General features: G+C 49.0%; 26 protein-coding genes and 1 pseudogene. 13 read left to right on the top strand and 14 right to left on the bottom strand.

Annotated features, from left to right (window positions below):
• Nucleotides 1–4: 4 nt before the first annotated feature.
• Both QUF18_RS20390 and QUF18_RS14840 read left to right on the top strand, forming a co-directional pair.
• Entirely contained in the window at nt 5–421 is a 417-nt protein-coding gene (locus QUF18_RS20390; protein WP_353074526.1) for a Tn3 family transposase, read from the top strand.
• A pseudogene (locus tag QUF18_RS14840) lies at nt 403–1,613 on the top strand (ISNCY family transposase); the annotation flags it as partial. The gene QUF18_RS20390 and the pseudogene QUF18_RS14840, both read left to right, overlap by 19 nt.
• A 47-nt stretch (nt 1,614–1,660) precedes the next feature.
• Here QUF18_RS14840 and QUF18_RS14835 read toward each other — a convergent pair.
• From QUF18_RS14835 to QUF18_RS14820, 4 genes are all read right to left on the bottom strand, one after another.
• On the bottom strand, nt 1,661–2,104 hold the full coding sequence (locus QUF18_RS14835; protein ID WP_289388020.1) for a hypothetical protein: 444 nt from the start codon (nt 2,102–2,104) through the stop codon (nt 1,661–1,663).
• A gap of 491 nt (nt 2,105–2,595) precedes the next feature.
• Nucleotides 2,596–4,215, bottom strand: a complete 1,620-nt coding sequence (locus tag QUF18_RS14830; RefSeq protein ID WP_289388019.1) for an ABC transporter substrate-binding protein — start codon at nt 4,213–4,215, stop codon at nt 2,596–2,598.
• Nucleotides 4,216–4,243: 28 nt separating this feature from the next.
• On the bottom strand, nt 4,244–5,074 hold the full coding sequence (locus QUF18_RS14825) for a creatininase family protein (RefSeq protein WP_289388018.1): 831 nt from the start codon (nt 5,072–5,074) through the stop codon (nt 4,244–4,246).
• Nucleotides 5,075–5,128: 54 nt separating this feature from the next.
• Complete coding sequence (locus tag QUF18_RS14820; protein WP_289388017.1) at nt 5,129–6,241, bottom strand: NAD(P)/FAD-dependent oxidoreductase; 1,113 nt, start codon at nt 6,239–6,241, stop codon at nt 5,129–5,131.
• Between the two features lie 112 nt (nt 6,242–6,353).
• On the opposite strand from QUF18_RS14820, the gene QUF18_RS14815 reads away from it, so the two are divergent.
• Entirely contained in the window at nt 6,354–6,977 is a 624-nt protein-coding gene (locus QUF18_RS14815; RefSeq protein WP_289388016.1) for a helix-turn-helix domain-containing protein, read from the top strand.
• A 64-nt stretch (nt 6,978–7,041) separates the two neighbouring features.
• Here QUF18_RS14815 and QUF18_RS14810 read toward each other — a convergent pair whose 3' ends face one another.
• A complete protein-coding gene (locus tag QUF18_RS14810) occupies nt 7,042–7,515 on the bottom strand; it encodes an Lrp/AsnC family transcriptional regulator (RefSeq protein ID WP_289388015.1) in 474 nt (157 codons plus the stop codon).
• A 128-nt stretch (nt 7,516–7,643) separates the two neighbouring features.
• Here QUF18_RS14810 and hppD point away from each other — a divergent pair, with 128 nt between their 5' ends.
• From hppD to QUF18_RS14795, 3 genes are read left to right on the top strand one after another with little or no spacing between them, the layout of a single operon-like run.
• Nucleotides 7,644–8,756 carry a 4-hydroxyphenylpyruvate dioxygenase gene (hppD, locus tag QUF18_RS14805; protein WP_289388014.1) on the top strand — a complete coding sequence of 371 codons (1,113 nt, stop codon included), beginning with the start codon at nt 7,644–7,646 and terminating at the stop codon, nt 8,754–8,756.
• A gap of 52 nt (nt 8,757–8,808) precedes the next feature.
• Nucleotides 8,809–10,143, top strand: coding sequence for a homogentisate 1,2-dioxygenase (hmgA, locus tag QUF18_RS14800; RefSeq protein WP_289388013.1), 1,335 nt, complete (start codon nt 8,809–8,811; stop codon nt 10,141–10,143).
• 37 nt (nt 10,144–10,180) lie between these two features.
• The gene (locus QUF18_RS14795) at nt 10,181–11,200 is read left to right on the top strand and encodes a fumarylacetoacetate hydrolase family protein (RefSeq protein ID WP_289388047.1); all 1,020 of its coding nucleotides are present in this window, start codon (nt 10,181–10,183) and stop codon (nt 11,198–11,200) included.
• On the opposite strand, the gene QUF18_RS14790 is transcribed toward QUF18_RS14795, so the two are convergent.
• The 5 genes from QUF18_RS14790 to QUF18_RS14770 form a co-directional block, all read right to left on the bottom strand.
• Nucleotides 11,175–12,008, bottom strand: coding sequence for a hormone-sensitive lipase (locus QUF18_RS14790; protein WP_289388012.1), 834 nt, complete (start codon nt 12,006–12,008; stop codon nt 11,175–11,177). The two genes, QUF18_RS14795 and QUF18_RS14790, sit on opposite strands and share 26 nt — an antisense overlap.
• A 13-nt stretch (nt 12,009–12,021) precedes the next feature.
• On the bottom strand, nt 12,022–13,266 hold the full coding sequence (gene kynU / locus QUF18_RS14785) for a kynureninase (RefSeq protein WP_289388011.1): 1,245 nt from the start codon (nt 13,264–13,266) through the stop codon (nt 12,022–12,024).
• Between the two features lie 40 nt (nt 13,267–13,306).
• Nucleotides 13,307–14,227: an ABC transporter permease gene (locus QUF18_RS14780; RefSeq protein ID WP_289388010.1), complete on the bottom strand. Its 921-nt coding sequence runs from the start codon at nt 14,225–14,227 to the stop codon at nt 13,307–13,309.
• A gap of 4 nt (nt 14,228–14,231) precedes the next feature.
• On the bottom strand, nt 14,232–15,011 hold the full coding sequence (locus QUF18_RS14775; protein WP_289388009.1) for an ABC transporter ATP-binding protein: 780 nt from the start codon (nt 15,009–15,011) through the stop codon (nt 14,232–14,234).
• Between the two features lie 75 nt (nt 15,012–15,086).
• The gene (locus QUF18_RS14770) at nt 15,087–16,067 is read right to left on the bottom strand and encodes an ABC transporter substrate-binding protein (RefSeq protein WP_289388008.1); all 981 of its coding nucleotides are present in this window, start codon (nt 16,065–16,067) and stop codon (nt 15,087–15,089) included.
• Nucleotides 16,068–16,211: 144 nt separating this feature from the next.
• On the opposite strand from QUF18_RS14770, the gene QUF18_RS14765 reads away from it, so the two are divergent.
• Nucleotides 16,212–16,940 (top strand): GntR family transcriptional regulator, encoded by a 729-nt coding sequence (locus tag QUF18_RS14765; RefSeq protein WP_289388007.1) that lies wholly within the window; start codon nt 16,212–16,214, stop codon nt 16,938–16,940.
• A 54-nt stretch (nt 16,941–16,994) separates the two neighbouring features.
• The gene (kynA, locus tag QUF18_RS14760) at nt 16,995–17,831 is read left to right on the top strand and encodes a tryptophan 2,3-dioxygenase (RefSeq protein WP_289388006.1); all 837 of its coding nucleotides are present in this window, start codon (nt 16,995–16,997) and stop codon (nt 17,829–17,831) included.
• Between the two features lie 16 nt (nt 17,832–17,847).
• On the opposite strand, the gene QUF18_RS14755 is transcribed toward kynA, so the two are convergent.
• The 4 genes from QUF18_RS14755 to QUF18_RS14740 are packed head-to-tail and all read right to left on the bottom strand — an operon-like array spanning nt 17,848 to nt 21,120.
• Nucleotides 17,848–18,315 (bottom strand): hypothetical protein, encoded by a 468-nt coding sequence (locus QUF18_RS14755; RefSeq protein ID WP_289388005.1) that lies wholly within the window; start codon nt 18,313–18,315, stop codon nt 17,848–17,850.
• 45 nt (nt 18,316–18,360) lie between these two features.
• Nucleotides 18,361–19,242, bottom strand: coding sequence for a MurR/RpiR family transcriptional regulator (locus QUF18_RS14750; RefSeq protein ID WP_289388004.1), 882 nt, complete (start codon nt 19,240–19,242; stop codon nt 18,361–18,363).
• A 37-nt stretch (nt 19,243–19,279) separates the two neighbouring features.
• Entirely contained in the window at nt 19,280–20,344 is a 1,065-nt protein-coding gene (locus tag QUF18_RS14745; protein WP_289388003.1) for an ABC transporter ATP-binding protein, read from the bottom strand.
• 2 nt (nt 20,345–20,346) lie between these two features.
• Nucleotides 20,347–21,120 (bottom strand): SDR family oxidoreductase, encoded by a 774-nt coding sequence (locus tag QUF18_RS14740; RefSeq protein WP_289388002.1) that lies wholly within the window; start codon nt 21,118–21,120, stop codon nt 20,347–20,349.
• 171 nt (nt 21,121–21,291) lie between these two features.
• On the opposite strand from QUF18_RS14740, the gene QUF18_RS14735 reads away from it, so the two are divergent.
• The 5 genes from QUF18_RS14735 to QUF18_RS14715 all read left to right on the top strand — a co-directional run bounded on the left by QUF18_RS14735 (nt 21,292) and on the right by QUF18_RS14715 (nt 26,171).
• Nucleotides 21,292–22,527 carry an ABC transporter substrate-binding protein gene (locus QUF18_RS14735; protein WP_289388001.1) on the top strand — a complete coding sequence of 412 codons (1,236 nt, stop codon included), beginning with the start codon at nt 21,292–21,294 and terminating at the stop codon, nt 22,525–22,527.
• A 77-nt stretch (nt 22,528–22,604) separates the two neighbouring features.
• A complete protein-coding gene (locus QUF18_RS14730) occupies nt 22,605–23,474 on the top strand; it encodes a carbohydrate ABC transporter permease (protein ID WP_289388046.1) in 870 nt (289 codons plus the stop codon).
• Complete coding sequence (locus QUF18_RS14725) at nt 23,471–24,298, top strand: carbohydrate ABC transporter permease (RefSeq protein ID WP_289388000.1); 828 nt, start codon at nt 23,471–23,473, stop codon at nt 24,296–24,298. Before QUF18_RS14730 ends, QUF18_RS14725 begins: the two co-directional genes overlap by 4 nt.
• Before the next feature lie 12 nt (nt 24,299–24,310).
• Complete coding sequence (locus QUF18_RS14720; protein WP_289387999.1) at nt 24,311–24,682, top strand: RidA family protein; 372 nt, start codon at nt 24,311–24,313, stop codon at nt 24,680–24,682.
• A gap of 13 nt (nt 24,683–24,695) precedes the next feature.
• Nucleotides 24,696–26,171: a M81 family metallopeptidase gene (locus tag QUF18_RS14715; protein ID WP_289387998.1), complete on the top strand. Its 1,476-nt coding sequence runs from the start codon at nt 24,696–24,698 to the stop codon at nt 26,169–26,171.
• Nucleotides 26,172–26,202 lie beyond the last annotated feature (31 nt).

Below are 26,202 nucleotides of genomic sequence, written 5' to 3'. Positions count from 1 at the left end.
CGGCATGCCGGAGGAAGGCATGACGTTCGCCACCGGGCTGAAAGCTCAACGCACTCAGGCAGCAGCGCAATTTGATAACGGTTTTCCAGACAATGCCGAGGTGACGATTGACCCAAACGGGAAGCCTTTTCTTAAACAAACACTTCGCAAATCTCAGCCTGAAGGACTGGCTTCCTTCGAAGCGGAAGTTCACAGTCGTATGGGTGAACGGCATCTGCTCGATATTCTCAAAAACGGCACATGCTGGACCAGCTACACTCGTCATTTTAGGCCACCATTTGGCGCAAACCCTAAGCTTTCTAACGCAGAACAACGCTATATTCTCACGGTCTACAGCTATGGCTGCAACCTCGGCCCCGGACCAACCGCGCGTCTCACATCGGACATCGCCACCGCCGAGGCTCTTCGCCGCATGTGCTAGCTTTGAGCGAGCGTCATGTCCACCGGTTGTTGGATCGTTTTATAAATGATGGTGCGGCCAGTCTTCGCCACAAAAGCCGAGGTCGCTGTTCTAACAATCGCTTGCCTAATGGTATCCGTGATTATGCTCTGCCTTTGATCCGCGAGAGCTATCTCGATTTTGGCCGACACTCACAGCAGAGAAACTGGCTGAACATCATGGGCTTAACGTGTCACGTGAGACGCTGCGCAAATGGATGCAAGAAGCCGAAATATGGCTTTCCCGAAAAAAAAGCCAGACATTTCATCAGTCACGATTGCGTCGCGAAGCCTATGGCGAATTGGTCCAGATTGATGGCTCTGATCATCGGTGGCTTAAAGTCCGTGGGCCACCCTGCACGCTGCTTGTTTTCATTGACGATGCCACCAGCACATTGATGCAATTACTTTTTGTGCGCTCAGAGAATGCTTTTACGTATTTTGAAGCTTTAGAACTTTACCTAAAAACACGTGGTCGCCCAATAGCCCTTTATTCCGACAAACATTCGGTATTTCGGGTGGCCAAGGCGGATGCCAAAGGTGGTCAGGGCATGACGCAATTCGGACGTGCCCTTTCAGAGCTCAATATTGAGATCCTGTGTGCAATTTCCAGCTAAGCGAAAGGGCGTGTTGAGCGTGCTAATCGCACATTGCAGGATCGTTTGGTCAAGGAGCTCAGACTGGCTGGGTATCGGATATGGAGGCAGGTAATGCTTTCTTACCAGAGTTTATGATGCGAAATAATGCTAAGTTTTTCAAGCTCCCTACCCGTTGTTATAATCTGCATAAGCCATAGAATATAATCAATTATCTCCTTCGTGACATTCTGTGCAAACGAGAGCAATGTTATGTTGGAGGCCAATGATATAACCCATGGTCTGATTGGTAAATATGTTGATACCTATGCCTTTGCTGATCGTCGTCTTGATATCCGTTGCCGAGGTCTTTCTCTGCCTTATAAGATGTTTGAAATGGATCAGTGTGTTACCCACGCCGCCATTGTCGAGAATAAAAGGCTCAGCCATGTTCTGGTATTTATCAAAGAACAGCAGGAATGAATGCCACAACCAAGGGTGAAGAGTAACAGCAAAAAGAATGGCTATAAGCCAAATGGCCGTAAACCAGGACGACGGACTGATATCATCAATGACCCAGCTATCATCGTACACCGATAGAAGGCATTAACGCGTATGGAGGTGGTTGATAATCGGCAACTTTAGCCTTAGCGGACAGTCCGAACCTTGACTTCGTTCAATCTAGTGAGGCCTGGGTTGACGGCCAGATAATCATCAAGTTGAGGATCTTCCACATAGCGGATTTGTTCGTCCAATATCTCGTAGTCCTTGCCAATTTCGTGGCGTAAAATCGCTAGCAACCTGTCCACATTCGTATTGAAACTCTCACAGAGAGCCTGTGTCCAAAGGCTTGGATCAGGTGGATACAGTGGGTTAAGATAGCAAGAGTGCTCGAAGTCTAGTTGGTCACGCAAACTTTGAGCCAATTCAGAAAGCTCCACGCAGGCGGGCTTACTCACTCGCCCTTCGCAGTCAAAGGCCACTGCATCGACAGGCCCTATATCGAGCCTATCACGCGTTGCGGTGTCACCTGCCCATAGGCAGCCACCTGCGCCGTAATCGAAGAAAAACCTCAGAACGTCTTTAGCCATGCCAAAATCATAGCAGCTTTGGGAGCAGCAGGAAACGGGCACATACCGGAAGCGCACCACGATCAACGGTGAACGAGAAAACTAAAGCCGAAGAGGCACGCATTCCCCCGCCCCCGTTCAGGCTAAGCAACACCTACCAGCCAGCTTGACGGGGCTGACGCTACACGCGTCATCACAGTGAAATTTCTACTCTGCGCAGAAGTGGACATTTCAACATGGTCGCCACAACTCTTTATGAGGATAGACTAAATTTTGAAAATTCAGACAGATGTTTGCGTGTTTGTGAGCCAATAAAACAAATGCCGTACACGACAGCTGCGCACAGACACGCATGCTGAAGCTTTAGGAATTAAGCGGCAGGATTTATGATGTAAGGAGGCGTTTAAAAACTTGAACGCGGTAGAAATGAAAATAAGCTAAACATTTGAATTCATCAAAAAGTTTGATTAGCACCGCTTTTGAAAAAACAAACCAAAAGCGGTGCAGCTTTATTACTCGTCGAGATCAACATTTTTAAAGCGATGTGAACCCAGCGGTTCCATCACATAATTTTTGACCTTTTTCGACATGGGCAGCACAACGGTTGAATGGGCAATCGGCAGCCATGGTGCCTGCTCATCAATATATTCCTGTGCTTTTTCATAGATCTTTCTGCGTTCGTTCAGATCAGAGGTGACACGCCCCTTTTGCAGCAAGTCATCCACTGGCTTATAGCACCAGTTTGACATATTACTGGAACCAATTGCCGAGCAAACAAAGAAGAAACTCAGCATATTATCCGGATCGCCATTATCACTGGTCGCCCCGAGGATCACTGCACCGTCACGGGCTTTATCACGGCTTTTCTTGAGATATTCGCCCCATTCATAGGATACGATCTCAACCTTCACACCGACCTGTGCCAGATCGGCCTGCATCATTTCGGCAGTACGGCGTGCATTCGGCATATAAGGTCTGGCCACTGGCATTGCCCAGATTTTCATGTTCAGATCTTTGACACCGGCTTCATCCAGCATTTTCTTTGCCTGTTCCGGATCATAAACCGGACCTTTAATCGCTCCGTTATAACTCCACATTGTCGGGGGCACACCGGTCTGCGCAACCTGTCCGAAGCCCTGATAGATACTATCGACAATCGCCTGACGGTTAATCGCCATATTCAATGCCTTACGCACTTCAACCTTGTCAAAAGGTGCGACAAGCGTGTTGTAAGACATATAAGCGACATTGAGCCCCGGTTGTTCTACAACGGTCAGCGACGGATCGGCTTTAAGCCCCTCCACATCGGCCGGAGCGGGATAAGGCGCAATCTGGCATTCGCCCGCTTTCAGGCGCTGCATCCGTGCAGTGGAATCCACTGTAATCGCAAATATCAGCGTATCAATTTTCGGCTTGCCGCCCCAATAATCAGGGTTCGCTGCGAAACGGATCACCGCATCCTGCTGATAGGCATTGAACACGAAAGGTCCGGTGCCCACCGGTTTATGATCGAGATCCAGCCGGTTATCTGATTTCTCAAGCTGATCGGCATATTCGACTGAGAGAATGACGCCAAAATTCAACGCCAGTTTTGCGAGCAGAGATGCATCCGGCTGATTAAGCACAAATTTAACCGTATGATCGTCAACTTTCACGATTTCTTTGACGATTTTGCCCATCTCCATCGCATCGAACATTTCCCAATTGCCCATGCCGGTATAATTATACCAAGGACTGGTTTTATCGATCTGGCGGTTGAATGAGAACAGCACATCATCGGCATTAAACTCACGTGACGGTGTAAAATAATCCGTCTTCTGGAATTGCACGCCTTCCCGTAATTTCAGCACATATTCCAGATTATCATCCGAAATTGTCCAGCTCTCGGCCAGTCCCGGCACAATCTCTGTTGTGCCGGCTTTAAACTCAGTCAGTCGATCATAGACCGTCTCGGATGACGCATCCCATGTGCTGTTTGTCGAGTAAAGCGCAGCGTCAAAACCTTCTGGTGAGCCTTCTGAACAATAAACCAGTGTCTTAGCCTGTGCGGCAACCGTTCCGCCAACAACTGCAAGCGTACCGGAGAGCAGTGTTGCACCCAGCAACGCTGCCCGAGATGAAAATAAACGCATAATCTTCCTCCCCATTATGCACCTAAATTTAGATTTCGAGCCGTCCGGCTGATGTTTTCTGGCCTCGTCCTGCAGACCAAACCGGATCCGGCGCCGTCCACAGAGCATCACAGCGAATGAGTTTTGCAACTTCAGCGGCCTGCAAATCCAGAAAACGCTCGCCCTTTTCAGCTGTTGCGCTGCGTGGATCACCCCATGTGCCGGTTATCGGTGCATGTTCCGAGAAGGAATAGAAGCGCGTTGCTCCCTTTGGCAGATTTTCCAACGGATGCTGCTGATTGCCAAAAGCCTGCTCAAAACGATCTGAGCGCACGGTTTGGGGCGTAATTGCCAGCATGACTGAAGATTCACCCTCACAGGCATGATGGGCACCATTATCCACGTCAAAAATTTTCAGTGTTTCTTCCGGCGCCAGTTCCCAAGGCAGTGTAGATACAATCGGCATGGCGAATTCGACAGCCAGTTCACGCACGGCAACCGCCAGCGGGTCAATATTGCCACCATGACCATTCACGATCAGAAGACGAGAGAAACCAAGCGCTTTCAGAGAGCGCACAATGCATTGCAGGACTTTGCGCAGCGCTTCAAAATCCAGCGTAATCGTACCACCGAATGGCAGATGATGTTCGCTCATCCCCAACCATAAACCAGGCAGAACCGCTACAGGCATTTCACCGGAAACCAAACGCGCGGCACGGATTGCCGCTTCCGAAGCACTCGCAGTATCGGTGATAACCGGCAAATGTGGGCCATGCTGTTCCAGCGATCCGATCGGCAAAATTGCCAGAGCATTTTTACCCGCTGCAATTTCGCGCAAGTCCGGCGCGGTCATGCGTGCCCATTCAACTTCAATTGTCATGTCTCTCTCCCGCTCAATATAAAATAAAACCGGCACATCATGTGCCGGTTAAAATTAATTTTTCGTCGTCAGAAACCGTTCCGGTGCCAATGCTTCAGCACTAACGCCCAGCTCATCCGGCAGTGGCTCATGCCGGATCAGTTTCGCAGTCATATCCGCCAAGGCTAGCGAGACCTGAAAACCGTAGCCGCCCTGCCCGACCAGCCAGAAAAAACCGGATAAACGCGGATCAAAGCCAACCACCGGCGTGCGATCCGGTGAAAATGTTCTCAGCCCTGCCCATGGCGTTGCAGGACGACCGATGTGCAGAGTGGTGGCCTGCTCAATACGGTCAACGGCGATCGCGACATCCAGATCTTCCGGATAGGCGTCACAAGGAGGCGTATCTGTTTCATCAGCCAGCGAACCAATCAAACGTCCGGCATCCGGCTTGAAATAAAACTGCTCATGCAGATCAACGACTAATGGCCATTCACGTAAGGCTTCATCCTCTGCATCGAACATAAAAGCTGTGCGGCGCTTCGGCTGCATACCGAGACCGGACAGCCCTGCCCGCTCAGCAATGACATCCGCCCATGCACCGGACGCATTGATAACAATATCCGCCTCGTAAGTGCCGGTATTCGTCACTACCTGAAATCCGTTTTCGGTTTTACGGATTTCCATTACTTCTTCACCAAGGCGAACAGTTCCACCTGCCGCTTTAAACTGAGTGGCGCGGTCGCTCAGCATCTTGTTGGTATCAATATCCATGGCATCAGCTTCATAGACACCACCGCAGGTCTTGTCCGGTGGGATTACAGAAACCATAGCGCTGACTTCACTCGCAGACAGACGACGTACTGATGGCAACAGTGCTTGCAATTCCTGCGCCAGTTCATCAATCGCAGCAGCATCAGCCACACCACCGATATGCAAAGCACCGCGGCGATGTTCAAAAAAACCGCCATTTTCTAAAGCCGGACGACTGGCAACCGACAATCCGCGTACAACACGATTACCGTAGGTTTCCGAAAACAGGGCGGCCGAACGGCCGCTCGCATGATAGCCAAGCTGTTTCTCTCGCTCCAGCAATAGAACTGAAGACGACTGAGCCAAAACAGCAGCAGCGGAAAGGCCAGCAATGCCCCCACCGATAATGATAATAGTTTTTGAATTTTCTCCCATAAGAAATGGCTATGTCAGTTTTCAAATTTAGTCAATATTTAGCATATAATAAAAATATTGCTCAGATCTGGCGTACAGAATAAGATGAATGCAGGAATTTAACGGGGTAAAAATGTCAGGACAACCGAACCTAGCCAATTGCCTGCGTAAACTGCGCAAGAACCACCAATGGACGCTTCAACAAGTCAGCGACCGCACCGGCGTTGCGGTTTCCACGCTGTCGAAAGTTGAGAATGATCAGCTGTCTCTCAGCTATGATAAACTGCTGCAAATTTGCCATGGCTTAGGCATTCACCTGACAGAACTTCTGAGTTGTGACAGTCATCCTGCGGCCAATCGTGCGCGGCGCTCTGTGAGTTCGGCCATGTCGACATTGCGCCAGCTGACGCAAAATTATGATTATCATTATCTTGCAACCGACCTTACCCGCAAAAGAATGGTGCCTATCCATGCTTTTGCCCGTGCCCGCACTTTGGAAGAATTTGGCCCCCTGACCAAACATGCCGGTGAGGAATTTCTGATGGTTCTCAATGGTGAGATTGAGCTACATACAGATCAATATGCACCGGTGCGGCTCAAAACCGGTGAGAGCGTCTATATCGATTCAACCATGGGACATGCCTATTTATCGGTTAGCGAGCAGGATGCTGAAATCCTATGTGTCTGCTCCGGTAATGAGCCGGATATGGAGAACACCCTGCTCGGGATTAGCTCCCCGCAAGTTATTGATTTATAAGCTTTCAGTTGCTGCTTAAAATATATTTAATAGTATTTTGGTGATAATTAACAATTAGAAACCGTTAAGTTTCCAGTATCGGAAAGCCCTCGAAGGTCTTTAAAGTGTCTAAAACAATTGATGTTTTCAGATGCTGCACAGATTCATGCGGCAAGAGAATGTCGTTAACAAATCGGGACAAGTCCTTTAAATTTCGGACGGCGACTTTAATGTGATAATCCATTTCACCGGTTAAAGCATAAGCTTCAAGAACCTCCGGCAAGGCATTGATAAGCTGTGAAAATTTATACGCATTGTCCCGATTATGTGTCGCCAGCGTGACCGCAATAATCACGATCATATCCAGCCCGATTTTTTGCCTGTTGATCTTTGCCTGATATCCGCAAATGTAACCTTCTGCTTCCAACCGCATCCGTCTTCTTGAGCATTGCGACGGAGATAATGCTATGCGTTCTCCCAGTTCATTATTGGTAAGATGCCCGTCATTTTGAAGCTCTTGCAGCAAACGACGATCAAAGCGATCGAGTGGCTCATTCATTGCGTATTTCCCCTATATCACTCACGAATTGTGCATAGATTTCCATTCTAACTCTGTCTTCGCAAGCACCTTGCATGAAATAGGCGCGATACTTTGCATTACGACGCACCTGTTCTCGGGAGGATATTATGGGTCCGTTTCCACATGATGCACCAGTTTCTGAAATAACGGCTGATAATCCGGCAGGTACAGACGGTTTTGAATTTGTTGAGTTCGCGCATTCGGAGCCGCAGCAGTTACGCGAATTATTCATGCGTATGGGCTACACCCTGACGGCCAGACATAAGACCAAAAACATCACAGTATGGCGCCAAGGGGATATCAATTACATTCTGAATGCTGAGCCGGACAGTCATGCTATGCGCTTTACAGAGACACATGGCCCCTGTGCGCCTTCTATGGCGTGGCGCGTGGTGAATGCCCAACACGCTTTTGATCATGCTGTTTCAAAAGGCGCCCAGCCCTATGAAGGTGAGGATAAAACATTAAATGTACCGGCTATCATAGGTATCGGCGGGTCATTGCTTTATTTCATCGAAACCTATGGTGCTAAAGGCTCGGCCTATGAAGCTGAGTTTGACTGGACTGATGAAACAAACCCTCACCCCAAAGGCGTCGGCTTCTACTATCTCGACCACTTGACCCATAATGTCTATCGCGGGAATATGGATAAGTGGTGGGCTTTTTACCGCGATCTTTTCAACTTCAGGCAAATCCATTTTTTCAATATAGATGGCCGTATTACCGGCCTTGTCAGCCGCGCCATCACATCTCCATGCGGGAAAATCCGCATTCCGCTCAATGAATCAAAAGATGATACAAGCCAAATTGAAGAATTCCTGAAACATTACAAAGGCGAAGGAATACAGCATATTGCTGTAGGCACCGACAATATTTACGAAGCAACCGACAGGCTGGCAGATAATGGATTGCGATTTATGCCGGGCCCGCCGTCAACTTATTACGATATGTCTTTCAACCGTGTTCACGGGCACGATGAACCGGTCGAGCTTATGAAAAAACACGGTATTCTCATCGACGGGGAAGGCGTTGTGGACGGCGGAACAACAAAAATCCTGCTGCAAATTTTCTCAAAGACCGTCATTGGGCCAATTTTTTTCGAGTTTATTCAGCGCAAAGGTGATGAAGGCTTTGGGGAAGGAAACTTCCGTGCGTTGTTTGAATCCATCGAAGCAGATCAGCTTCAACGTGGTGTGATTGGCACAGCCAAGGCAATTTAGCAAAGATAGCTGCGACAGATCAATTTGCTCTGAATATCTTTGGAGAAATGGAATGGAACGGAACGCACCAGTTGCCCCTCTGACTTATATGCCGGGTTTTGGAAACGATTTCGAGACCGAGGCTCTTGCCGGTGCGCTTCCTCAGGGGCAGAACAGCCCTCAGAAATGCAATTACGGTCTCTATGCCGAGCAACTATCCGGCTCCCCCTTCACGGCTCCACGCGGAACCAATGAACGCTCGTGGCTATATCGTATTCGCCCCAGCGTCAAACATATGAAGCGTTTTTCGAATGCCAGCTATCCCTTTTGGCAATCAGCGCCCTGTATAGCTGAGCACTCCCTGCCCCTTGGGCAGTTGCGCTGGGATCCGCCACCGCCTTTACAGCAAACCGCCAATTTTATTGAAAGCATCCGCACCATGACGACGGCAGGCGATGTCCTGACACAAACGGGAATGGCGGCACATATTTATAATTTCAACGAGACGATGACTGACGACTATTTCTGCAATGCAGATGGTGAACTGCTTATTGTTCCTCAACAGGGTACTATTCGTGTTTTCACTGAACTTGGCATTATGGATGTGGAGCCGAACGAAATCTGTCTGATCCCTCGTGGAATGGTGTTTAAGGTTTCCGCTATTGGCACGCAGTCGGTCTGGCGCGGATATATCTGCGAAAATTATGGTGCTAAATTTACACTTCCTGACCGTGGCCCCATTGGTGCAAATTGTCTTGCCAACCCGCGCGACTTCAAAATTCCCGTAGCGGCCTATGAAGACAAAGAAACCACGTGCAGGATTCACATTAAATGGTGCGGTAAATTCTATGTCACGAAAATTGATCACTCGCCGCTCGATGTCGTCGCGTGGCATGGAAATTATACGCCCTTCAAATATGATTTACGGAACTTCTCTCCGGTTGGTGCGATCTTATTTGATCATCCCGACCCGTCTATTTTTACTGTCCTGACAGCCCCTTCAGGAGAAGCCGGAACGGCCAATGTTGATTTTGTGATTTTTCCGCCACGTTGGGTGGTGGCCGAACATAGTTTCAGACCACCGTGGTACCACCGCAACATTATGAGTGAGTTCATGGGGCTTATTCAGGGACAATATGATGCCAAGGAGAAAGGTTTTGTTCCGGGCGGTATGAGTTTGCATAATATGATGCTCCCCCACGGGCCCGACACTTACGGCTTTGAAAAAGCAACCAATAGCGAACTTCAACCTGTCAAACTCAGCGACACCATGGCCTTTATGTTCGAAACACGCTTCCCTCAGCAAATTACCCAATTTGCTGCGGAATTAGAAACCCGACAAGATGATTATCATCAATGTTGGGATGGTTTGGAACGGCGGTTCGACGGAACTCCGGGCCTTAAATAAAGCGCTGTTTTCTCGTTTAGCTCATGTGGATTTTGCTATGAAACTCGCGACACTAAAAGATGGCACCAGAGATGGCAGGCTCGTGGTCGTCTCTCGCGATCTTACCCGCTATGCGGAAGCGGGTCAGGTCGCACATACACTTCAGTTCGCACTCGATCACTGGCAGCAAGTCGCGCCTGCACTGATACAAATTGCAGAACGCCTAGAGGCAGGCAATGAGCCTAACCTGCCATTTCGGGAGCAGGAGGCAGCCTCCCCGCTACCGCGTGCCTATCAATGGGCAGACGGCTCGGCCTATGTTAATCATGTTGAGCTTGTTCGCAAAGCGCGCAATGCCCCAATGCCACAGAGCTTTTGGACGGATCCTTTGATGTATCAGGGCGGCTCGGATGGTTTTTTGTGTCCACACGCGCCGATTTTGCTCGCTGATGAAGCCTATGGTCTCGATATGGAAGGGGAAATTGCTGTCATCGTCGATGATGTCCCCATGGGTGCAAGCTACGAGCAGGCACTTAAAGCTATCCGGCTGATTATGCTCGTAAATGATATTTCTTTGCGCGAGCTTATTCCTTCAGAATTGGCCAAAGGATTTGGTTTTTTTCAATCCAAACCGGCCTCAGCATTTTCTCCTGTTGCCGTTACACCTGATGAATTAGGTGAAGCATGGGAGCGTGGGAAGGTTCATTTGCCCCTTCTGGTTTCGTTGAATGGCAAACCATTTGGCAGAGCAAATGCGGGGGTGGATATGACATTTGATTTTGGTGCGCTTATTGTTCATGCTGCCAAAACCCGAAATCTTGTTGCAGGCACGATTATCGGCTCGGGTACAGTTTCAAACAAACAAGATGGCGGCTTTGGCAAACCTATTGATCAGGGCGGGAATGGATTTTCCTGTATTGCAGAAATCCGCATGATTGAAACAATCCTGCATGGTGTAGCTCACACACCTTATATGACGTTTGGAGATCGTGTGCAGATTGAGATGAGAGATCAAAAAGGGCATTCCATTTTTGGCGCTATTGATCAGGTTGTCACTCCGAAAATAAAAACCTCTTGATGAGCGGATGTGAGGCATCAGACAGGCCGTCAATCACATCGAAATGATGCTTGTCCATCTCTTCAATACAGGTTGTGGTTGCGCCAAGGCCGAGCCAGATATTGGCAAGAAGTTTCGATTGCCGGATAAATTCAGGCCGCTCGTTGCTCCCATACCAGCACGTCAATCGTGTTGCCTCAAGAGGTCGCAATAATGCCGGGCTTTCAGCGAAAGCCTCATCCTCATCAATCTGTAAAGATGTATTCAATTCCATTTGCATCAGAGGCCGCAGATCATGCAAACCTGAAATCGACAGGACATGCCTGACACGCTGCCGCGTGATCGGGCTAAGAGGGCTGGATAAAGTCATCATCCGGCAGGCAAGTTGTCCGCCTGCAGAATGACCGGCCAGATAAATGGGGCCTGAGATTCTTGCCGCAGCATGTTCAATAGCTTGGGCGATTTCTACCGTGATGCCGGATATAGTCGCCTCGGGGCATAGAGTATAGGACGGCATGGCAACGGCAAAGCCATGCTCAACCGAACCAGAGGCCAGATATGACCAGTAGCTTTTGTCTGTCTCCGTCCAAAAACCACCGTGAATAAAAACGACCAGCCCTTTTGCATCACCTTCCGGCAAAAACAGATCATAAAGATTGCGTGGTTTTTCCCCGTAAGGCACGTCGAGATCTGCTCGCTGCGCTTCAAGTTGTGTTGTGCGGAACTGGGTCGAGCGTTGTTCCCAGATATCGCCCCACTGATCGCCGCCAACAATATGAATACCGTTGGCATAGGCATTATCCCAATCTGAAATATAACGATCATACATGGTGCAGCTCTCTTCAAGTAACAGCAGCGCGAACGGCATATTGAGCGTCCCGCCACGCGCCAGTCGCCATCACATCTTCAAGAATACACACAGCCTGCCAGACATCTTCATAGCTGGTGTAAAGCGGCGTAAACCCAAAACGCATACTGGATGGGGCACGAAAATCACCAATCACACCACGAGCGATGAGAGCCTGCATAATTTCGTAGCTGTTAGTGTGAGAAATAGAAACCTGACTGCCACGCTTCTGGCCGTTACGGTTGCTTTCCAGTTCAAAACCATAATCAGCGCATTTTGCCTCAACGAGATTGATAAACAAATCTGTGAGCGCGATGCTTTTATGACGAATGACTTGCAAGTCTACATTATCCCAGATGCTTAGTGCGCCTTTAAGCGCACGCATGGATAAAATCGGCTGTGTTCCACATAGAAACTGGCCTATGCCGGCTGAAGCAGCATAAGTCTGCTCAAATGTAAAAGGCCGTGCATGCCCCCACCAGCCAGACAAAGGCTGCCGGATTTTCTCATGCAAATGTCGGGCAGCATAAATGAACGCGGGCGCACCCGGGCCCCCGTTGAGATATTTATATGAGCAGCCGACTGCGAAATCGGCTTGGGCTTCATCGAGATGCACCGGCAAGGCACCGGCACTATGACAAAGATCCCAGATAATCAAGGCACCGGCTTCATGCGCTGTTTGCGTGAGTGCCGCCATATCCCGTAACTCACCGGTTATATAATTGACGTGGTTGATAAGCACCACGGCAACGCTGTCATCAATAAGGTTTTCAATGTCTGGCGCATCAACACCTTCCAACCGCATTACTATATCGGGCAGCACGGACATAACCCCCTCTGCCACATAGAGATCGGTCGGAAAACTGCCACCCTCTGCAACAATAACCGAGCGATCAGGACGCATTGCCAAGGCGGCATGCAGCACCTTGTAGAGGTTAGAGGACGTAGTATCACAGACGACAACTTGCCCCTGCGCAGCACCGACCAGATTGCCGATACGATCGCCAAGAGCCAAAGGCAATTCAAACCAACCCGCTTTATTCCAGCTCTTGATCAGGTCCTGGCTCCACTCTTGGCTAGCCTCCTGCAAGCTTTGCAAGGTAATCTTTGAGGCCGCACCAAGTGAATTGCCGTCCAGATATATGATACCCTCCGGCAGAGTAAACTGATCCCGCATTGATCGCAATGTATCAGCACTATCCATGGCTTTGATCTCAACCAAGTCTGGAACTTGTCTCATAACTTATCTTTCCTGTATCAGAGCAGTATCGAAAACTGCTTTATCGAAGAACTTCGCGGGCGGGTGCAGGACCACGACTACGGCGCAGACTTGGAAGTGCCAGCATCGCGAGAACGAATAATCCGGTTGCGAGTTTCAAATCCGGCGGTGGCATGCCAGCGGCCAAGCAGAGAGACACAAGCTGGTAATAGACGATTGCCCCAATAAAGGGTGCAAGCAGCTGCCGGAATACGGTCTGTTTGCCAACAAGCGCTTCACCGATCATCAGGGAAGCCAGCCCATTAATAAGAATGCCCAACCCCATATTCACATCGGCAAAGCCTTGCGATTGCACCATGAGTGCGCCGCCAGCGGCAGAGAAAGCACCGGCAAGCCCGACGCCACCAATGGTTGCAACCCAGACATTAATGCCTTGCGCTTCAGCCATGTCAGGATTGGCACCAACGGCACGCATTGCGGTGCCTTTTTCGGTTTTGAAAAAACTGTTCAGCCCTATCAAAACGAGCAGTCCCAACAGGCCGGCAATAATAATTTTACTGGCCGCAAAACCGGGCGTGGTAAATGGCACCCAGTCAAAAACGGTCGGTGTGCCGAAAACAGAGAGGTTGGATTTACCCATGATGCGCAGATTGATGCTATAGAGCATCGTCATCATTAAAATACCGGCCAAAAGTGTATGAATACGAAACCGCAAATGGATGAAAGCCGTACACGAGCCTGCAACAAAACCGGCAAGCAGAGCGCCTGCGATAGCCACAGGCGCCGCAAAACCAGACGCCAGCATCACCCCGCAAACACAACCACCGAGCGGAAATGCCCCTTCGCTGGTTAAATCCGGAAAATTGAGCATCCGAAACGGGATCATGATCCCGAGGACAACAAAAGCCAGAATGAGACTTTGTGCAAGCGTAACCGGCACAAGAGCGATAAAACTGGTAAGAATATTTTGAATAAAATCCATTACTTCAGCTCGCCAGTAACATATGGTCAGATTTGATGGAAAAATGATTAATCAGATCAGGAATACTGGTCTGTTCTTTCTGCGTACCGGCAATTTCCAGATGAACACGTCCTGCATTTAGCATGAGAATGCGGTTACCAAAATCAACAGCATGTTGCATATTATGGGTCACCATTAACGTGGTCAGCTTCAGAGCGTTCACAGCCCGAACTGTTGCCTGCATGACAATATCTGCGGTGCGCGGATCAAGCGCGGCAGTATGCTCATCCAGCAAAAGCAGATCGGGTGAGCCACCTACTGCCATTATGAGTGACAGGGATTGCCGTTGCCCGCCCGATAATAATTCAACCCGCGTGTTCAGCCGGTCTTCAAGCCCTAATCCAAGAAGGGTCAGGCGTTCTTTATAAGCCGCAATTCGACCCGCGTTCAAACCATTGCGGAAGGAACGCTTCGAGCTGCGCAATTCTGCAAGCAGCATATTTTCAGCCACAGTCATGCTGGCTGCTGTACCACGCATCGGATCCTGAAAAACGCGCGCAAGACGGAGCGCGCGTTTGTGAACAGGCATTGCAGTTACATCATCACCATTGATAATAATCTGACCGCTATCCAGTTGCAGCGCACCGGATATGGCATTCAACATACTGCTTTTACCGGCGCCGTTTGAGCCGATAACAATGCCAAATTCGCCTGTGGCCAGCGACAATGAAAGATCATCAAGCGCAACTTTTTCGTCAGCCTGACCTTTATAGAAAACCTTACGAGCTGATTTGATTTCAAGCATTTTTTGCTCCCCTGTACCGGATTGGGCTGCATTACACGGCAATGCAGCCTGTTCTACACACATGTGGAGACAAGATCATTCAACGAAGCAATTGCAATCAGCCAGTGCTTCTGGGAGCGTTATGCCAAAAGTTGTGAGCGCTTTTTTTGAAATCAGCGGCCTGTGGTCTTCATAGGTCGGACGTGAAGGCGGAATGGTCTCAGGTGCTTTGCCTTTGAGAATTTCAGCGGCAATTTTACCTGCATTTTCTCCAACCTGCTCATAATTCACTGCAAAGCTTGCCGGAACAATATGATTGGTGACCGCGCTCTCATCCACATTCATAACAGGCACAGAGATTTGACGGGCCGCGGCGGCAACTGCAGCAATAGCAGGCTGCAAAAGGTTCGATCCAGGCGTATAAATAACGTCCACTTTTCCGGAAAAAGCAGTGATACGCTGCTGAACGTCGTTAATATTATCAATGCCTACCGGAACGACCGTGAAACCAGCACCGCTTCCGGCCTCTTCAAATTTGCGAAGCAGAGCCACGTCATTCGCTTCACCCGGATTATAGGCCACACCAAAACGACTTGCATTCGGCAGCAGCTTCTTTGTGAAGGCCATAATGGCAGCAACATCCTGCAAGTCTGTTGCACCGGTCATGCCTTTATCACCCGCGTCCAATGAAGGGACAAGTTTTGCGTCCACCGGATCAGTTACTGCAGCAAAGACCACCGGAATACCTGATCCTAACAGTGCTTTTTTGGCGACCTGCGAAACTGGCGTGGTAATCGTATAAATAAGTTTTGGCTTTTCTGCTTCCAGCTTAGCGATCATTTGCGGCACTAGTGATATGTCAAAATTGGTATGGCTTTCGCTGTAAACCACATCCTTTCCTTCCACATATCCGGCCGCAGTCAGTGCCTTCTTGAAGCCTTGAACAGCCGTATTAAGCTGCGGATGTTCACCGAAATTGGCGATCCCAACTTTAATTGGATCAGCCAGCGCAAGGGATGCTGCGAATACACCCGCAATGATAGCGCTCAAAAAAGTAACTTTACGAATAGTTCCCATTTTATATCCCCATTATTGGCGATGCTGCTTATTTTACAGCGTTAGGGCAGTGTATTCGCCTTCAGTCGCGTGTCAATAACTATATATATTATTGACATAAAGCCGATGAAATATATATTTTAGCTACTTGGAGGCGGCCAAACGATGCAAGACAATGAAATTTCAACAAAAACCCAGCAGGCTTATCAACAACTGCGCAGCGATATTTTATCGGTGCGGTTACGCCCTGGTGCACCGCTGAAATTAAAAACCTTGCTCGAACAGTATGATTTTGGCTGGACGCCACTGCGAGAAGCATTATCACGTCTTGAGGCTGAGAAACTTGTAACCGCTTCCAGTAATCGGGGCTTTGCAGTTGCGCCGGTGTCTCAGGCTGAGCTTGAAGATTTAACTCAAGCGCGGATGGTTGTTGAAATACCGCTTTTGCTTGAATCTATGCAGCGCGGAGATGATGATTGGGAGGCAGCAATTGTCACCAGTCATTATCGTCTGTCACGATGCACAATCTCATCGGGAAATGTATCTGAAGCAGCAATTGATGAGTGGGAAGAAAGGCACACTGCCTTTCACAATGCATTGCTCAGTGCGGCAACATCAAACTGGCTCAAGCATTTTTATACAGCTCTTTGGTTCCAGCTGCGTCGGCACCATCGTTTTTTAAGTCTTGCTCCCACAATCCGTGCAGCAGCAGTGCTGGATGAAGCCGGACAGCATGCCTCTGCTGCACTCGAAGAAGCTATGGGACTGGCACATCACACTGAATTAATGAATGCAGTGCTCAACAGAGATACGGAGAGCGCACGCAGGCTGATGAGCGAGCATATCGGCTATACGCTTGATGTTTATCTGCAATCCGAATCCAGCATAAAGTAAAATTATGTGATCCGTTTCCGACGTCCATCTGACAATCAATAAGGTACATGTGACATGACAATGACTTATGATCCTTCAAAAGAAGGCGCGCAAATGTCTTTCAAAGACCGCATGTCCTATGGCGATTATTTGTCTTTGGACAAAATTCTGGATGCACAGGCACCGCTCTCGCAAGCCCATGATGAGCTGCTGTTCATTATTCAGCATCAGGCCTCAGAACTCTGGATGAAACTGGCTATTCATGAAATTCGGTCGGCTATTACCTGTATCCGCAACGATCAGCCCCAACCGGCTTTTAAAATGCTGACACGGGTTGCACGAATTTTTGAGCAGCTCAACAATGCCTGGGATGTTTTGCGCACCATGACTCCGAGTGAATATACGGAATTTCGTAATTCACTTGGTCAGTCATCAGGCTTTCAGTCTTATCAATACCGGATGATTGAATTTTTAGCGGGCAATCGCAACATCGCCATGTTGCAACCCCATGCACATCGTGAAGATATTTCCGCTTTACTGGAAGGCATACTGGCTGCACCAAGTCTCTACGATGAAGCCTTGCTGTTACTGGCACGCAATGGTTTCGATATCGGCGCCGATGCGACCCGCACAGACTGGCGTGAAAAGCGCACAGAAAATGAACAGGTTCTCGATGCGTGGAAACAGATTTATCAGGCACCGGAAAAATACTGGCAGCTTTATGAGCTGGCAGAAAAGCTGGTTGATTTTGAGGATTATTTCCGGCGCTGGCGCTTTAATCACGTGACAACTGTTGAGCGCATTATCGGCCTGAAACGCGGCACCGGCGGCACCGGCGGCGTCTCTTATCTGCGAAAAATGCTCGAAGTTGTGCTATTTCCTGAACTTTGGAAAGTACGTACTGAGCTATAAAGCCTTGCAAGAAAACTCACGCCATATACCCAATAAAACCTGTAATTTTCCAGCGTATATTGTCATGGCGGCAAAAGTAGAGTGTCTGCCATTTGAGAATATCCGCAGAGCCATCTGTTTTCGCAATTGTGCCGTTGAATTTTTTGCGAGCAACAGCAATAGTGCCCGTAATATCAATTGTGCTTAGATCAGTAGCGCGCAATATGCCCTCGCGCAAAGGTTCAGCATAATCTGTTGCAGCACTTACAGCGGCCTGTCGTAACCACTCATCCCGATAGACCGATAGAGCCGGAAACGCTGCATCCCATTTATCCGGATTATGTTCACCATGGGCATGAATCCCCAGAAAGCGCATTTCATCAAAATCATCCGCCACCACTGACCAATCCTGCGCGACAAACGCTTCTATATCGCGTCGAACGAGCATCTCCCAGATTTGTGCGCGATCTTTGTCCCCATCAAATGGATTAACAGCACTTTTCATGTTTGCACTCCGATTTTTGTTTTTAATGGTCGTCCTACGCAGGGATTAATCCCCTAATGGTAAGTTCGGATCATCAATTTTAAGCGTATTCAAACTGTGTTTAATACGACGCAGGCTTTCTAAAACCTGCGGCCCCCTCGCCTCAGCTGTCGCAGTCGCAATAATATCGAGAATGGTTAGCAGGGCATATCGGGATGATGAAGGCTTATAAATATTGCCATCTTCATTCACCTGATAAGGGATCAGAACATCCGCAGCTTTCGCAAGATCAGAATTTGGCGCAGTAATAGCTATGGTCTCCGCACCATATTGTCGTGCCACATTCAGCGCTTCAACCACAGAACGTGCATATCCCGACACAGAAAATGCAATCACAATCGTATCGCGGGTTGCAACAGCGGCATACATACGTTGCAACTGACCATCAACATGCGCGCTCACAGAAAGGCCTAGCCGAAACAAACGGTTCTGCATTTCCGTTGCCAGCATAGATGAGGTCCCGCCTGAACCAAGACATAGGACATGCCCAGAAGTTGCGAGCCTTTCCGCAACCCTCATCAGAGTAATTGTATCCAGCCCATCGCTTGCACGTTGTATTGCAGCGATTGCAGCAGTGGTAACCGCTGTCACAATACGACTTTCATCCGCATCGCGGGCTGGTATTTCAGCGCTCAGATATTGCCCGCCAAAGGCAAGAGCTTGTGCCAGAAAAAATTTAAACTCACGAATACCATCACAACCGACTGTCCTGCAAAAGCGTGTAACCGTTGGTTCACTGACGCCCGCACGAACTGCAATCTCTGCAATTGCAGCTTTAGAAGCATAATCCGGATCTGCCAAGACCAGTGCTGCCAAGCGCCTGTCTGACTTTGATCCCTCCTGAGCCACGGCGTGAAGCTGTGTTATAATATCTGCAACGCTATTCATTCAGTTCTCATATTGGCGTATCGCCTGTTGCCACGTCTCATAATGGCAGGCCGCTTGACTTATCAAAGAGGTGAATATGATTTGGTGCGGCTGTCACCGGCACTCTGTCACCAGATTTAAGATGAACACGCTCGCGGAAAACAACCCGAACCGGTTCACCGGCAATCCGTCCATAGATATGTGTTTCCGGCCCTGTCGGCTCAACAACCTCTACAATGAGCGTCACCCCTCGTCCTGCCTCAGTCATTACAAAATTTTCAGGTCGGATACCTGCTTCGGCCTCACCGGATACTGTTAAACGATCAGCCAAAACAATCTCTTCGCCTTCATGTGTGCGAAAACGACTATCCGTCGCGCCGGTTATGATCTGCCCCGGAATGAAGCTCATGGATGGCGAACCGAGAAAGCCAGCGACAAATTTATTTGCAGGCCGGTCATAGAGATCTAACGGCGCCCCCACTTGCAAGATTTTCCCCTGACTCATAACCACAATCCGGTCGGCCATGGTCATAGCCTCGATCTGATCATGAGTCACGTATATCACGGTTGACTTCAAACGATGATGCAGCGCCTTTATCTCTGTGCGCATCTGGACACGCAGTTGGGCATCAAGGTTCGACAGTGGTTCATCAAACAGAAAAACCGAGGGGTCGCGTACAATTGCCCGCCCCATTGCAACACGTTGGCGCTGTCCCCCTGAGAGCTGGCGCGGGTAACGGTCGAGATAGGAATGAAGGTTTAGAATAGCGGCAGCACTGTCAACTTTCTGTGCTGTTTCCGTTGCATTTTCCCCGCGAATCCGCGGTCCGAAACTGATATTTTCCCGCGCAGTCATATGCGGAAACAATGCGTATGACTGAAATACCATCGAAATATTTCGTTTTTGCGGAGGGAGATCATTCGCACGCTGCCCGCCAATGATCAGATCACCGCCGGAAATCGGCTCTAATCCCGCGATCATTCGCAGTAGCGTGGACTTACCACAGCCTGAGGGGCCTACGAGAACGACAAACTCGCCGCCCTTAATATCAAGATCAAGATTATTAATAATCGAAAGATTACCAAAAGACTTTGAAATACCGCGTAAAGAGACATCCTGCATAATCAATTGCCTCCGAGAATATCTTCAATAAACGGGCGACACCCTGCCGTCAGCCCCGCATCAACAGGGAGTATAGTGCCGGTTATGCCGGATGCCCTGTCTGAAGCAAGAAAAGCGACAGCTTCCGCAACCTCTTCAACATTAACAATTCGACCCAAGGGATATAGACGCTTGAGCTTTTCAAGCACTTGTGGGTTTTGTTTAATGCGGTGATCCCATGCAGGGGTGCGGATTGAACCCGGACAAACCACATTGGCACGCACGCCCTTATGACCATATTCAACAGCTATAGCGCGTGCAAAGGCATTGATGCCGGCTTTTGCAGCGGCATAAGCCGGATTGCCGAAGTGCGATAGGGCATTGACGGAAGATATAAACACAAAACAACCATTGCCGCGCTCCGCCATGGCCTGCATTAACAGATTAGAAAAAGCGGCTACGGCCGTGAGATTGAGATCAATTTCTGTTTCGATCTTATCTTGATTGAGGTCATTCAGTGTTTCTGCGCGTGTCCAGCCCGCATTATTAATCACGATATCCGGCACACCGCTTTCCTTGAAAATTTTCTGGACAGCTGCTTCCAAGCCCTTCCTGTCCAGAAGATCAAAAATATAGCGGGCGTGAAAATCAGAATGCGCCATATTTTCTAATGATCTATCGCAGCCGATAACCTTCGCTCCCCGCGATGCGAATATTGCGTTCAGGGCGTTACCAACGCCTCCGCCTGCTCCGGTAATCAAAACGGTCTTATTCTCAAACTCAAACGGATATCTCACGAATGCTCCCCTTGATCTGACCTTTAGGCGTCAGCTTATTTATGCAAGGTAAAAGCGAAAATGTAATTTTACAACACAAAATTGCACTTGAAAGCTGCAAAATTCAAGATAATGTAATAATACAACAAAAATTACAAATCGGTAAACTACCGAATAACGAGGGAACGAAACATGTCACAGGCAAAATGGAAGGCTGGCCTTCTGGCCGGATTAAGTATTCTGGCGCTTGGTACGAGTGCTAATGCTGGTGTAGTGCGCATGACTGTTGCGGAATACAGCTCCAAAACAGGCCCTTATTTTGAAGATGTTAAAAAAGCTTTTGAAGCCGAAAACCCCGGCATAACCGTACAATTTGAAATCGTTCCGTGGGATGTTTTATTGCAGAAACTGACCACCGATATTTCCGCAGGAACCAATGCCGATCTTTCGATTATCGGCACACGCTGGCTGATCGATTTTGTGCAACAAGGCATTGCTGCGCCGCTTGATGGCTACATGGATGGTGCTTTTAAAGATCGCTTCATTGAAACATTCCTTTCGCCGTCGATTCTGGATGGTAAAACATATGGCCTGCCGATCGCGGCCTCTGCTCGCGCGATGTATTACAACAAGGATATTTTTGCCAAAGCAGGCATCAATAATCCGCCCGAAAATTGGGAAACACTCAAAGCTGACGCAGCAAAAATCAAAGCCCTCGGCGGTGAGAATTACGGCTTTGGCTTACAGGGCAAAGAGATTGAAACCGATGTCTATTATTACTATGCCATGTGGTCATACGGTACAGAAATTTTGAATAAGGATGGCACATCCGGCCTTGGCACAACTGGCGCACTGGAAGCAGCCAAGCTCTACAAATCTCTGATTGATGAAGGCCTGACCCAACCGGGTGTAACCTCCTATGCCCGTGAAGATGTTCAAAACCTCTTCAAACAGGGTAAAGTCGGCATGATGATTACCGCGCCGTTTTTATCCAATCAGATCAAGGAAGAAGCGCCAAATCTTAAATATGGCGTCGCCGCTATTCCCGCAGGGGCAACGGGCGCACGCGGCACCTATGGCGTGACAGACTCTGTGGTGATGTTTGAGAATTCAAAAAATAAAGACGAAGCGTGGAAGCTCCTCGACTTTCTGTTCCAAAAAGAATGGCGCGCCAAGTTCACGCAGGGAGAAGGTTTCCTGCCGGTAAATAAGGAAGAAGCGAAGATGGATTATTACGTGAATAATGCTGACCTCGCCGCTTTCACCGCACTGCTGCCCGATGCCCGTTTTGCACCAATCATTCCGGGCTGGGAAGAAATCGCTGATATCACATCCAATGCGATGCAAAGCATTTATCTTGGTAAAGGCGAACCGGAAACCGTGCTGAAAGATGCAGCTGCAAAAGCAGACGCTATTCTCAAGAAATAGATCACTTGTGGTGTTTAACCGGCAGCGGCGGCAGCTCTGCCGGTATCCTCTCCGACCTGATGGAACAGTATCTCCTGATGCAAAACCGGTCTGTACCTTATTTTTTGATCTTACCGAGCCTCTTGCTGGCAGCGGTTGTCATCTTTTGGCCTGTGGTTCATCTGTTCGAGATTGCCACGCATGATGTCAACCGCTTCGGACAGTTGCGTGATTTCAATGGTGGCGCAAATTTCTCTGCGCTCTTTGCCTCACCTGATTTTATGAATGCGCTCTGGCGCACCGCATTCTGGACAATTTGCGTCGTGGGCGGCGCACTTGTTGTTTCCATTCCCGTCGCTATCATTCTCAATATGGACTTTTACGGGCGCTCTGTTGCCCGTGTCATTATTATGCTGCCCTGGGCTGTGTCACTCACGATGACTGCGATCGTTTGGCGGTGGGCTCTCAATGGTGAAAGCGGTATGCTCAACTCCGCTCTGCGCGAGCTTGGTCTGATTGATACCAATATACAATGGCTGGCCAGCGCAGCCACAGCATTCCCGATGCAAATTCTTGTCGGGATACTGGTAACTGTGCCATTTACCACAACCATATTTCTCGGTGGTTTATCGTCCATACCTGAAGATCTTTATGAAGCCTCATCGCTTGAAGGGGCGAGCCTCTGGCAACAGTTTCGGGAAATTACCTTTCCGCTTCTCAAGCCATTTGTGAATATCGCGATCGTACTCAACACAATCTATGTCTTTAATTCTTTCCCGATTATCTGGGTGATGACGCAGGGCGGGCCCGCAAACACGACGGATATTCTGGTGACCCATCTCTACAAGCTGGCCTTCAGACTTGGAAAACTTGGCGAAGCTTCAGCAGTTTCACTGATTATGCTGGCAATCTTGCTCGTCTTTACTGCTATCTATATCCGGCTCGCAATGCGGAGTGAACAAACATGATCACACCCAAAACAAAGCGGACGATCATAGCTTGGGCCGTTCTCTCACCGCTCGTTATTCTCACTCTTTTCCCGTTTGCTGTGATGTTTCTGACGGCCGTTAAGCCTCCGCAGGAGGTTCTGTCCCCGCATTGGTGGCCAAGCACATTCCGCTGGGAGAATTTTAGTGAAATGTGGGTGCAGACCAAGTTTGGCAGAGCGCTACTCAATTCTCTTTATGTCTCTGTGATCGCATCGCTTGGCGCAATTCTTATTTCTATTCCGGCCGCATATGCAATGTCGCGCTTTCGCTTTGCCGGTCACGGAGCATTCCGCCAATTTCTGCTGATATCACAGATGATATCACCAATTGTGCTGGTGCTTGGTTTGTTTCGGCTCTTGGCAACCTATGGTCTCATCGAGAGCGTATCAGCGGTTGGCGGCGTCTATATGGCTTTCAATATCGCGTTTACCGTTTGGATGTTGCAAAGCTACTTCGACACCATACCGCGTGATCTTGAAGAGGCATCGTGGATGGAAGGTGCAGGACGCTGGAAAACACTGGTAAAAGTGTTTCTGCCACTTTGCCTGCCTGCAATTGCTGTGACTGCCATTTTTACATTTATCAATGCGTGGAACGAATTTGTCGTCGCACTGACGATGCTGCGCAGTCAAGACAGCTATACCTTGCCCATACAGGTATTTTCACTTGTTGCGGGCCGCTACACAGTCGAATGGCATTATGTGATGGCAGCAACCCTTGTTGCAACACTGCCTGTGGCAATTCTTTTTGTCTGGCTTCAGCGCTATTTGATTAAGGGTCTAGCGCTTGGCGCCGTCAAATAACCGGAGATAATTATGTCGATGAAACAAGCCTTTGGTACTTCGCATGTGCCGCTCTCTCCAGCAATACGTGCGGGAGATATGATCTATATTTCAGGCCAAGTGCCTGTAGGGACAGATGGTAAAATTATCGAGGGCAATATCGAGGCGCAGACACGACAGGTTTTGGAAAATATCAAATCGGCGCTGGCGCTTGCCGGAGCCACTCTGAAAGATGTCGTCAAAACAACGATCTGGCTTGAAGACGCGCGTGATTTTGGCCGTATGAATGCTGTTTACGCGACCTATTTCCCTAAAGATCCGCCTGCGCGTACTACCGTTGAATCGCGCTTGATGATTGACATTAAAATTGAAATCGAAGCCATCGCTTACGCCCCTCAGAAATAGCCGGAGCATCAGAATGCGCATTTTCACGGCATCTTTTGCGACTGAAACCAATACGTTCTCTCCGGTTCCAACGGATCGCGCGTCTTTTGAGATGGCCTTTTATGCAGCACCCGGTGAGCATCCGGCAACCCCGACACTATGTTCCGCACCGATTGTAGCACTCCGAAAACTTGCAACCGTAGACCCTGATCTTACAATCATTGAAGGCACTGCCACGTGGGCAGAGCCCGGCGGATTGTTACAGCGACAGGCATATGAAGGCCTGCGTGACGAAATTCTGGATCAGCTTAAATCTGCGTTGCCGGTGGATGCGGTGATATTAGGCTTACATGGTGCAATGGTTGCCCAAGGCTATGATGATTGCGAAGGCGACCTGCTGGAGCGGATACGGGGCATTATCGGGCCGGATGTTTTAATTGCCAGCGAATTTGATCCGCATAGCCATCTCACGCCAAAGCGCGTTGCCAATCTCGATATCCTTGCCGCATTTCTTGAATTTCCGCATACGGATTTTTATGAACGCGGTGAGCATGTTGTTGCCTTGGCACTTGATACGCTTAAAGGTCATATCAAGCCCGTCATTTCCACTTTCGATTGTCGCATGATTACAGTTTTGCCGACGAGCGAAGACCCTATGCGTTCTTTTGTCGATCGCATCAAAGCGATGCACGGAAAAAACGGTATTCTCTCTGTTTCCGTTATTCATGGTTTTATGGCGGCGGATGTGCCGGAAATGGGAACGCGTATTGTTGTTGTTACCGATAATGATGCTATCCAAGGTGATGCGCTCGCAAAAAGTCTCGGACACGAACTCATAGCTATGCGTGAGCAAACGCTGATGAAAATGCTCAATACCGATCAGGGCATTCAACATGCTCTGGCGGTTCATGCAATATACCCGGATAAACCTGTGGTTATCGCTGATGTGTGGGACAATCCGGGTGGTGGTGTTGCGGGTGACGGAACCCATATTCTGCGCCATCTGATTGAACGGAAAATCCATAGTGTTGGTTTTGCTACAATATGGGATCCGGTTGCAGTAACGTTCTGCCATGCCGCAGGCGAAGGGGCGGTTATTAACCTGCGGATTGGTGGCAAATCAGGCCCTCTTGGCGGTGAACCTATTGATGCCTGCATTACGGTTATGAAAGTCGCTGAAAAAGCCTGGCAGAGTTTTGGCCCTAGTCGCGTCCCTCTTGGTGCCGCCGCAGTCGTGCGTATTCAAGGCACGGAAATCGATATTATTCTCAACACCAACCGAACGCAGACCTTTGAGCCAGATATATTCACTCATTTAGGCATTGATCCACTGGAAAAGGCCATGCTTGTGGTCAAGTCCACCAATCATTTTTATGCAGGCTTTGCACCCATTGCAGCCGAGATTATTTATGTTGACGCGCCAAGTTCTTATCCGAGCAATCCCCGCATTACGAATTACACCAAACTTGCGCGGCCAATCTGGCCACGCATAGAAAACCCGTGGATGTGAAATCGAAAGATTTTCGCCTAAACCATAAGCA

It is taken from the genome of Pseudochrobactrum kiredjianiae, from assembly GCF_030362795.1.
Classification (GTDB): Bacteria; Pseudomonadota; Alphaproteobacteria; order Rhizobiales; family Rhizobiaceae; genus Pseudochrobactrum; species Pseudochrobactrum kiredjianiae.
The sequence above is the reverse complement of the archived record's forward strand: the minus strand, read 5'-3'. Positions and strand labels throughout refer to the sequence as shown.